General features: G+C 72.6%; 5 protein-coding genes. 3 read left to right on the forward strand and 2 right to left on the reverse strand.

The genetic code is table 11. The features are described from left to right. Positions 1-170: 170 nt before the first annotated feature. Positions 171-2,207, reverse strand: coding sequence for a molybdopterin-dependent oxidoreductase (locus MKK82_RS03840; protein WP_238291205.1), 2,037 nt, complete (start codon positions 2,205-2,207; stop codon positions 171-173). 287 nt (positions 2,208-2,494) lie between these two features. Here MKK82_RS03840 and MKK82_RS03845 point away from each other — a divergent pair, with 287 nt between their 5' ends. The 3 genes from MKK82_RS03845 (at position 2,495) to MKK82_RS03855 (ending at position 6,023) form a co-directional block, all read left to right on the forward strand. Next, positions 2,495-3,538: an alpha/beta fold hydrolase gene (locus MKK82_RS03845; RefSeq protein ID WP_238291203.1), complete on the forward strand. Its 1,044-nt coding sequence runs from the start codon at positions 2,495-2,497 to the stop codon at positions 3,536-3,538. 235 nt (positions 3,539-3,773) lie between these two features. Continuing rightward, entirely contained in the window at positions 3,774-4,805 is a 1,032-nt protein-coding gene (locus tag MKK82_RS03850) for an aldo/keto reductase (RefSeq protein ID WP_238291245.1), read from the forward strand. Between the two features lie 774 nt (positions 4,806-5,579). Beyond that, entirely contained in the window at positions 5,580-6,023 is a 444-nt protein-coding gene (locus MKK82_RS03855; protein ID WP_238291202.1) for a DMT family transporter, read from the forward strand. A gap of 148 nt (positions 6,024-6,171) precedes the next feature. Here MKK82_RS03855 and MKK82_RS03860 read toward each other — a convergent pair whose 3' ends face one another. Beyond that, positions 6,172-6,468, reverse strand: coding sequence for a hypothetical protein (locus MKK82_RS03860; protein ID WP_238291201.1), 297 nt, complete (start codon positions 6,466-6,468; stop codon positions 6,172-6,174). Between the last annotated feature and the right edge of the window lie 577 nt (positions 6,469-7,045).

Raw genomic sequence — 7,045 nt, forward strand, 5'->3', positions numbered from 1 at the left:
CGACCGGACCCGCCTGAAGCACGGGAAGCCCGCACTTGGCTACGGTGTCGAACGCCTCGGTGCAGATCGCGCGGTGCCGATGCCCGTCGATCCGGTCATCGCGGCCCTCGGCGCGCGCGTCGCAACTAGACCCGGCGCCGTGCCCGATGGCCACGCGATCGGGTGCGGCCCTAGGCGGCGCGCACCCAGACCGCGGTGTCGTGGAAGGTGGCGCCGTCGTTGGGCGCCGCCGGTTGCGCGCCGATCAGCGTGTTGATCCCGCCGCCGCTGGCGAAGGCCGCGCTCGGCCACAGGCTCTCGACCACCACGACGCCGGGCTGCTGGCCCTCAGCGAGGCGGGCGTGCAGCCGCACCCGGCCGCGCACATTTCCGATCTCGACGGCGCAGCCCGTGGCGATCCCCAGGCGGGCCCCGTCCTCCGGATGGATCAGGCAGGTCGGCCGCCCCTCGCGGCGGATGGATTCCGGGACGTTGGTGAAGGTGGTGTTGAGAAACTGCCGGGCCGGCGGTGCGATGAGACGGAACGGGTGCTCCGCGTCGCCGGGCTCGGCCACGGGCCAGTGGTCGGGCAGGGCCGGCATGCCGGCCGAGCGGGGCCCCAGCGAAGCCCAGTCGGGGGCGAAGCGGAAGCGTCCGCCCGGATGGCCGAACCCCGTCAGGAAATGGCTCTCGGCGAAATCCGGCTGCGCGTCGATCCAGCCCGCCGCCTCCAGCCCGTCGAGGCCGCCCCAGCCGGACCGGGCGAGGGTGGCGTCGGCGAGGTCCCGGGCGTTCAGGCGGAAACCGGCATGATCCGCGCCGAGGCGGTCGGCGAGCGCACCGAGCAGCGCGTGGTTCGAGCGGCATTCCCCCGGCGGCTCCAGGAGCTTCGGTCCCGCCTGGATGTGGCTGTGGCCGCCGGCCCCGTAGATGTCGTCGTGCTCCAGGAACGTCGTGGCCGGCAGCACGAGGTCGGCGAGCGCGGCGGTCTCGGTCATGAACTGCTCGTGCACGGCCACGAACACGTCCGGCCGCGCCAGCCCCGCGCGCACCCGGACGCTGTCGGGGGCCGAGACGGCCGGATTGGCCGACTGGATCAGCATGGCGCGCACCGGCGGGCCGCCCTGCAGGGCGTCGGGATCGTCGTCCAGCACGGCGCCGATCCGGCTCATGTCGAGCTCGCGCACGCCGGGCGCCTTGACGTCGAGGCCCTCCGTCAGGGTCTTGTCCCAGTTGAAGATCGCGGCCTGCTGCCAGAGGGCGCCGCCGCCCGCGTGCTGCCAGGCGCCGGTGACGGTCGGCAGGCAGGTCACCGCGTGGAGGTTCACGGCGCCGTTGCGGGTCCGGGTGAAGCCGAAGCCGCAGCGGATGTAGCTGCGCGGCGTCGCGCCGTAGAGGGCCGCGAAGGCCTCGATCGCCGCGGGTTCGAGCCCGGTGATCGCCGCCGCCCATTCGGGGGTGCGCGACGCGAGATGGGCCTCCAGGGCCGCCGTGTCCTCGGCATGGGCGGCGAGGTAGGCCCGGTCCGCGTAGCCGTCGCGGAACAGGACGTGGAGGATCGCGCAGGCCAGCGCCCCGTCGGTGCCGGGCCGGGGCGCGAGGTGAAGGTCCGCGGCCGCCGCGGTGCCGGTGCGGTAGGGGTCGATCACCACCAGCTTGGCGCCCCGCATCTTGCGGGCGCGGCTGATGTGGCCCATCGCGTTGACCTGGGTGCTCACCGGGTTGCCGCCCCAGACCACGATCAGGTCGGACTGCGCCATCTCGCGGGGATCGGGCCCGGCGATCCGGCCGGTTCCGGCGCTCCAGCCCGCGATGGCGATCGCCGTGCAGATGGTGCGCTTGCGCCGCGAGTAGCCCATCACGTGCGTCAGGCGGTGGATGCCGTCGCGCTGGACGAGGCCCATGGTGCCGCCCGAATTGTACGGCCAGACCGCCTCCGGTCCCCAGCGCTCCGCGGCCTCCGTGAAGGCCGCAGCCACCCGGTCCAGCGCCGCGTCCCAGGTGATCCGCCGCCACTGCCCGCCGCCCTTCGCGCCGACGCGCTCCAGCGGGTGGAGGATCCGGTCGGGATGGTGGACGCGCTCGCCGTAGCGGCTGACCTTCGCGCAGATCACCCCCGCCGTGTAGGGATTGTCACCGCCCCGGACCGAGACGACGCGGCCGTCCGCCACCTGCACGTCGAGGCTGCAGGCGGAGGGGCAATCGTGCGGGCAGACGGTCCGGACCAAGCGACGAACTCCCGTGGCACCGCCAGGGATGATGCAAAGACCATGCGTTTTTCGAGGCGCTTCCGACGATTCGTGAGACGAGACCCGCACGACCTTGACCGACGGCCCGATGCGGCCGCTCATGGGGCCATGCCCGTCCGCTACCTCCCCCCGTCGGTCCCGTTCCGCCGCCCGCCGGACCCCCGCGGGGCGAAGCGCGCGCGGCGCGGCAGCCTGAACGCCCGCCTGAACACCCGCCTGCGCGGCCCAGCCCGCTGGCCCGCCGGCTTCGACCGGACGCTCCGCCCGTGACCGGCTGGCCGACGGCGACCGGCACTTTCGAACTCGGCGACCTGCCCCTGCAGTCGGGGGCGGTGCTGCCCGGCGCGCGCCTGCGGTGGAAGACGCACGGCACCCTCTCCCCTGCGCGCGACAACGTCGTGCTCTACCCGACGAGCTACGCGGCCCGGCACCCGGACCTCGAATGGCTGATCGGGCCCGACGCCGTGCTGGATCCGGGCCGCTGGTTCATCGTGATCCCCGACATGTTCGGCAACGGCCTGTCGTCGAGCCCGTCGAACACGCCGGGCTGGCCCGGGCTCGTCACCGCCTGGGACAACGTCCGCGCCCAGCGCCGCCTGCTCGTCGAGACCTGGGGGATCGAGCGGCTCCAGGCGGTCTACGGCTGGTCCATGGGCGCGCAGCAGGCCTATCACTGGGCCGCCCTGTTCCCCGAACAGGTCGCGCGGGCGGTGATCAATTGCGGGAGCGCCCGCACGGCCACGCACAACCGCGTCTTCCTGAAGGGCCTGATGGCGGTGCTGGAGGCGGCCCCCGAGCACCGCGGCGCGGGCCGCTTCGCGGCCGAGCCCGCGGCCGCCCTGCGGGCTTTCGGGCGGATCTACGCGGGCTGGGCGCTCAGCCAGGACTTCTACCGGGCGGACCTGCACCGCACCGCGCTCGGCGCGCCGGACCTCGACACCTTCCTGCGCACCGACTGGGAGGAGCGCTTCGCCCTCCGGCCCGCCGCCGACCTCTACGCGCAGCTCTGCACCTGGGATGCGGGCGACATCAGCCGCGACCCGCGCTTCGGCGGAGACCTCGCGCGGGCGCTGGGGGCGATCACGGCCCGGCTGCTGCTGATGCCGGGGGAGACCGACCTCTACTTCCGCGTCGCCGACAACGCGGCCGAGCTGCCCCACCTGCGCGATGCCCGGCTGCTGCCGATCCCGAGCATCTGGGGTCATCGCGCCGGCAATCCCTCGGGCAATCCGGCCGACGCCGCCTTCCTGCGCGACACCGTCCGGGCCTTCCTGGCCGCATCGGACGAGTTGCCCCCGCGCGCTCCCTGATCGCTCCCTGAACGTCGCCGCGCGGGACAGGCTTGCGGCGCGGGGGCTCGGACGCCGTCGCCACGCCCGGCCGGGCGGATCGGCCATGCGCCGATCAACGGGCCTCACGGCCGACACGACGCCCCGCCCCTCCCCCGTGCACGGCAGACCTGCCGTGCGCGGGGGAGAACCGAAGCGGCCGGCCGCGTTGGACCGGGAGGCGCGCCCGCGGAGGCGCGGTCGCACGGAGGACATGATGGAATACAGGCAGTTCGGACGCTCCGGCCTGACCGTGCCGGTGCTCAGCTTCGGCACCGGCACCTTCGGCGGGACGAACCCGTTCTTCGAGCGCTGGGGGCAGACGGACGTCGCCGAGGCCACCCGGATGGTCGATCTCTGCCTCGCCTCCGGCGTCAATTTCTTCGACACGGCCGACATCTACTCGGCCGGCGCCTCGGAGGAGATCCTGGGACAGGCCCTCAAGGGCAGGCGCGAGCGGGCCCTGATCTCCACCAAGGCGACGTTCCGCTTCGACGCCGATCCGAACCAGGTCGGCTCGTCGCGCCACCACCTCGTCCGCGCCTGCGAGGCCAGCCTGAAGCGGCTCGGGACCGACCATATCGACGTCTACTTCATGCACGGCTTCGACGCGCTCACCCCCGTGGACGAGACGCTGCGCGCCCTCGACGATCTCACCCGCTCGGGCAAGATCGGCTATATCGGCGCCTCGAACTTCTCGGGCTGGCAGCTCATGAAGGCCCTGGCCACCTCGGAGCGCTACGGGCTCGCCCGGTACGTGGCCTACCAGGGCTACTATTCCCTGATCGGCCGGCATTACGAATGGGAGCTGATGCCGCTCGGGATCGACCAGGGCGTCGGTCTGATGGTGTGGAGCCCGCTGGGATGGGGCCGTCTCACCGGCAAGATCCGCCGCGGCCAGCCCAATCAGAGCGGCCGCATCGCCGCCGGCGGCGCCGAGGGCGGGCCGCCGGTCTCGGACGCGTACCTGTTCGGCGTGGTGGATGCGCTCGACGCCGTGGCGGCCGAGACCGGCAAGACGGTGGCGCAGGTGGCGCTCAACTGGCTCCTGACCCGGCCGACCGTGTGCAACATCGTGGTCGGCGCGCGCACGGAGGCGCAGCTCGAGCAGAACCTCGGGGCGCTGGGCTGGACCCTGACGGCCGAGCAGGTCGGCCGCCTCGACGCCGCGAGCCAGGAGACCCCGATCTATCCCTACTGGCACCAGAAGGGCTTCGACGAGCGCAACCCGAAGCCGACCGCTTGGTGAGGGACCGCCCCCACGGTTTCGGGGCGCGACCGGCCTATGCGCGATCGGCCTGGGCGATCGCCCTGGATACGGCGGCAGGGAGCGCGCGGGCGATCGGCAGACGGGGCCGATGCGAAGAACGGTTCCACGGCGGTCGGTCTGGGCGTAATCTGGCTTCGAATTGCCACCGCGGCCGTGGTGGCTGTGCGCAAAGGGGGTGAACCATGGGCTTGCTCGCCTTCATCCTGATCGGTGGTCCGTGGGTGGCTGCAACAGCGTGGCTGTGGCACCGCGAGGGAGGCCTCGAGGCGTCGCGTCGCGCCCTGCACGGGGACGCTATCAGCGGTCGCTGACGGTCCGGCGCGGCCCGGGGAGCGACGGCCGCGCCGGTCGACGACCCCGGCCGCCGACGGTGTCCGAAGGGCGGGGCTGATCCGCCGCGTCACCCCGGCGCGGGTTGCCGCATGGCAGGCTCCCGCCTCTTGCCCGCCCCCTGCCCGCCCCTCGCCGGAGATCGACGGCCGGGCGGGATGGCAGGGTGGCCCCGCGCCGTCATGCGCTGGCCCGAGACGCGGCCCATCGGCCCCGCATCGGGCGATCCGGCGCTGCGGATCGCCGCCCCGGGGAGCGCGTGTCTCACGACCGCGCCCCGCATCGCGGGGATGTCGCGCAGGGCGAAGCTTGCCGTGCGGCCGTGCCGGAGGGCGAGGATCCCCGGGCCCGATCACCGGGGGCGCGTCAAAGATGTACAGCACCGTCGCGGACCTTGGCCGCACGTCCCGGTGCTAGCCAAGCATGCTGTTCCTCTACGGTCTCACCATCCTCGCCGGCATCGCCAACGCGATCCAGCCCGGCCAGAACGCGACGCTGTCCAAGTCGCTCGGCCTGCCCGTCACGGCGGGGCTGATCACGCTGCTCGTGAGCACGGCCGCGTTGCTGGTCGGCGGCCTCGCCCTCGGCAAGCTCGAGATTCCGACGGGCCAACAACTGACGACGGTGCCCTGGTGGGCGTGGTTCGGCGGGTTCTTCAGCGTCCTGCTGATCCTCGCCCAGCTCTACGCCTCGCCGGCGATCGGCGCGGCGTCGTTCCTGGGCATCATCGTGACGGTGGGCGTCGCCTTCTCGATCGTGCTCGACCATTACGGCTGGGTCGGCTTCGCGGTGCATCCGGCGAGCCTGTGGCGCATCCTCGGCGCCGTGCTGATGGTCGCGGGCGTGGCGATGGTGGCCCTGTTCTGACCGCGCGCCACGGCAGCGTCCGCGGAACAGCCGGCGATGGGCCTCGAAACGCGGGAGGCCCGCTTCCCGGCGATGGAAACGGGCCTCCCATGGTGCGGCTCAGCGTGGTGCGGCTCAGCCTCGCCAGCTCAGCGTGGCTCGCGGTTCACTAGAACCCGCGACGCCCATAGCCGTAGCCTCGGCCGTAGCCGCGACCATAGCCGTAGCCGCGGCCGAAGCGGGGGCCGCCGTGGAAATGTCTGCCGTAGCCGAGGCCCCGACCGCCGTAGAAGCGGCGTCCGTAGTGGGGACGGCCGTAGCCACCATAGCCGTACTGCACCGTCTCGACGGTCGTCGTGGCCTCAGGGATCGCTCCCACGCCGATCTGCGCGGCCGAGGCAGGCAGGGGCGTCAGGAACAGTCCGGCGGCAAGCAGGCCGGTCGTCAGCGATGCGATCTTGAGCAAAGGGTCTCTCCTCATGGAGCCGTGATCGGGCCGTGTCGGCCCTGGCGGCTGTCGACGGCAACACGGGGGATCGGCCGTCGTTCCTGGGCCTCTGGATCCCGGATACCTCGGGAGCGGTCGGGGTCCGCCGGCGTGCCGGGTGCGCGCCACGCGCTGCGACGGGCCGGCCGGTCCCACCTGTGGCGCGCCCGCAACACCGGGCGGGCAGCGCTGCGGCGGCTTGCAACCAATGCGCCGCTGAGATGTTGTGGCGCCCGGCCACGTAAATCTCGCTGTATTGCGGTCGTCGAACGCACGTTAATCGACGGTTTACTATGTCGATCCGGTCAATATGGCTTGGTGTGTCCGTAAAACTACAGCCAATTTCGTCAGGGATCGGTAGCTTTATCGTCAGATCGAAACGTTGGACGGACCCCGATGACCAAGCTGCTGACTTCACTCGCCGCCTTCACGGCCCTGACCGCTGCCGCCTCGGCCGCCGACCTGCCGCGCCGGGCCGCCCCGCCGCCGGTGTTCACCCCCGTCCCGGTGTTCACCTGGACCGGCGCCTACTTCGGTATCAACGCCGGCTACGCCT

The sequence above is a fragment of the Methylobacterium sp. E-046 genome (assembly GCF_022829625.1).
Lineage (GTDB): Bacteria > Pseudomonadota > Alphaproteobacteria > Rhizobiales > Beijerinckiaceae > Methylobacterium > Methylobacterium longum.